At 69.0% G+C, this 2360-nt stretch carries 3 protein-coding genes; 2 read left to right on the forward strand and 1 reads right to left on the reverse strand.

Going from position 1 to position 2360, the window contains the following annotated elements; genetic code table 11:
- Both ACWCSV_RS34490 and ACWCSV_RS34495 read left to right on the forward strand, forming a co-directional pair.
- On the forward strand, window positions 1-1056 hold a 1056-nt coding region (locus ACWCSV_RS34490), incomplete at its 5' end, for a methylmalonyl-CoA mutase family protein (RefSeq protein WP_451149203.1).
- A gap of 280 nt (window positions 1057-1336) precedes the next feature.
- On the forward strand, window positions 1337-2047 hold the full coding sequence (locus ACWCSV_RS34495; protein ID WP_451149205.1) for a GntR family transcriptional regulator: 711 nt from the start codon (window positions 1337-1339) through the stop codon (window positions 2045-2047).
- A 106-nt stretch (window positions 2048-2153) separates the two neighbouring features.
- Here ACWCSV_RS34495 and ACWCSV_RS34500 read toward each other — a convergent pair.
- Window positions 2154-2360: AMP-binding enzyme (locus tag ACWCSV_RS34500; RefSeq protein ID WP_451149207.1), on the reverse strand; the 207-nt coding region annotated here is incomplete at its 5' end.

Raw genomic sequence — 2360 nt, forward strand, 5'->3', positions numbered from 1 at the left:
CGCATCGCCCGCAACACGCAGCTGCTCCTCCAGCAGGAGTCCGGCACCGGGCGGGTCATCGACCCGTGGGGCGGCAGCGCGTACGTGGAGAAGCTGACGTACGACCTGGCGCGGCGGGCCTGGCAGCACATCGAGGAGGTGGAGGCGGCCGGCGGCATGGCGAAGGCCATCGACGCGGGCATCCCCAAGCTCCGCATCGAGGAGGCCGCCGCCCGTACGCAGGCGCGCATCGACTCGGGCCGCCAGCCCGTCATCGGCGTCAACAAGTACCGCGTGGAGACGGACGAGAAGATCGACGTCCGTTCGGTCGACAACTCCTCCGTGCGCACCCAGCAGATCGAGAAGCTGCGCCGCCTGCGGGCGGAACGGGACGAGAGTGCCTGCCAGGACGCGCTGCGCGCACTGACCGAGGCGGCGGGGCGCGCCCCGGGCGCCGATCTGGAGGGCAACCTGCTGGCCCTGGCGGTGGACGCGGCGCGTGCCATGGCCACGGTGGGCGAGATCTCGGACGCTCTGGAGAAGGTGCACGGAAGGCACGCCGGGCAGATCCGTACGATTTCCGGGGTGTACCGCAAAGAGGCAGGAGAGTCCCCGTCGGTGGACCGTACCCGCGCGCTGGTCGACGACTTCGAGGAGGCGGAGGGCCGCCGCCCGCGCATCCTGGTCGCGAAGATGGGCCAGGACGGCCACGACCGCGGCCAGAAGGTGATCGCGTCGGCCTTCGCCGACCTGGGCTTCGACGTGGACGTCGGCCCGCTCTTCCAGACGCCTGCCGAGGTGGCGCGCCAAGCGGTCGAGGCCGATGCCCACATCGTCGGGGTGTCATCGCTGGCAGCCGGTCACTTGACGCTCGTGCCGGCGCTGGTCGAGCAGCTCGAAGAGGAGGGCCGCGGCGACATCATGATCGCCGTCGGCGGGGTCGTCCCGCCGCAGGATGTTCCCCTGCTGCTGGACATGGGGGCGGCGGCGGTCTTTCCACCAGGGACGGTCATCCCGGATGCCGCGTTCGATCTCCTGCAACACCTGGCGGCCGACCTCGGTCACGACAACCTGTGATGCCGAGTCGGTCTCGGCGCTGCGGAGAACCAGCTGATGGAAAATATGTCAACATTTTGTCGGGTCTGGCAGCGCGGAAGTCGCCCGATGCCCTGCTACAGGCGGTCGACGGGCGGCGGGTTGCCGCTGCGGTGAGGCTCTAGCTCCAAAGTGTCAGCAGTCTGCAGAAGAGCAATCCGCTACGGTGGTGCTCCATACATGTCTGGGCGGTCGGGAGACCCATCGGACGCACAATCGACGCGCGAGAGGCCGACACGCCATGGCAGCACAGTCAGCCGAGGTGGCGGTGGACACGACCGCTCACCCCGACGAGGTGAGCAGAGCCCATCACGCTGTGCGGCGCGCCATCATGCGAGGCGAACTGCGCGCCGGGGATCCGTTGTCCCAGGTCGAACTCGCCCGGAACCTGGGGGTGAGCCGGGGCCCGCTGCGTGAAGCGCTCAGGATTCTGCAGCGTGAAGGCTTCATCCATCAGGAATCCCAGCACCGGGCCAGGGTCGCGACGTTCAGCAACGAGGACCTCGACGAGCTCTACGCCATGCGCATCAGCCTTGAGGCGCTCGCGATCGGGATCGCCGTTCCGCGCATGAGCGAGGACCACCTCCAGGGGATCGAGCGGTCGCTGCTCGCAATGGACGAGGCGGCACGTACCGGAGACGTCGAGCAGTGGGAATGCCCGCACGAGCAGTTCCATCGAGCTTTGGTGCATCCGTCCGGCCCGCGCCTCGAACGGGAGTTGGCGTTGCTCTCGGACCATGCCGCGCGCTATCGAATGGCTTTCGTTTCGTGGAATCCGCTCCAGTGGCAGGCCGGCACCAGCGAGCAGCATCACAAGATCGCCGAGGCGGTCCTGGCGCGCGACGCGGACGCGGCGGCCCAAGCGCTTGGAACTCACCTGGGCCGCACCGCCCTTGTCGTGCTCTCGATGTCGGCACCCACCTACGAGCCCGTCCGAGTCCGTAGGGCTCTGTCCGCATTGTGCGGCGGGTAGCCGCTCCGCGGTCCGTACGTTTCCCGCGCCGTGCACCCCAGCCGATCGAGAGCGGACAAGGTCTGCCGGTTCGGGCGGCGAGGGGCGCGGCATCGTCTGTCCGCTGTCAGATCTCGGAGGACGCGGAGGGCAGCTGCGTCTGGATGAGGGACATGACGGAGGAGTCCGTGAGGGTGGTGACGTCGCCCAGTTCGCGGTTCTCGGCGACGTCGCGCAGGAGGCGGCGCATGATCTTGCCGGAACGCGTCTTGGGCAGCTCCGCCACCGGCAGCACCCGCTTGGGCTTGGCGATCGGGCCGAGGGTGGCGCCGAC

The organism is Streptomyces sp. NPDC001770 (genome assembly GCF_053596135.1).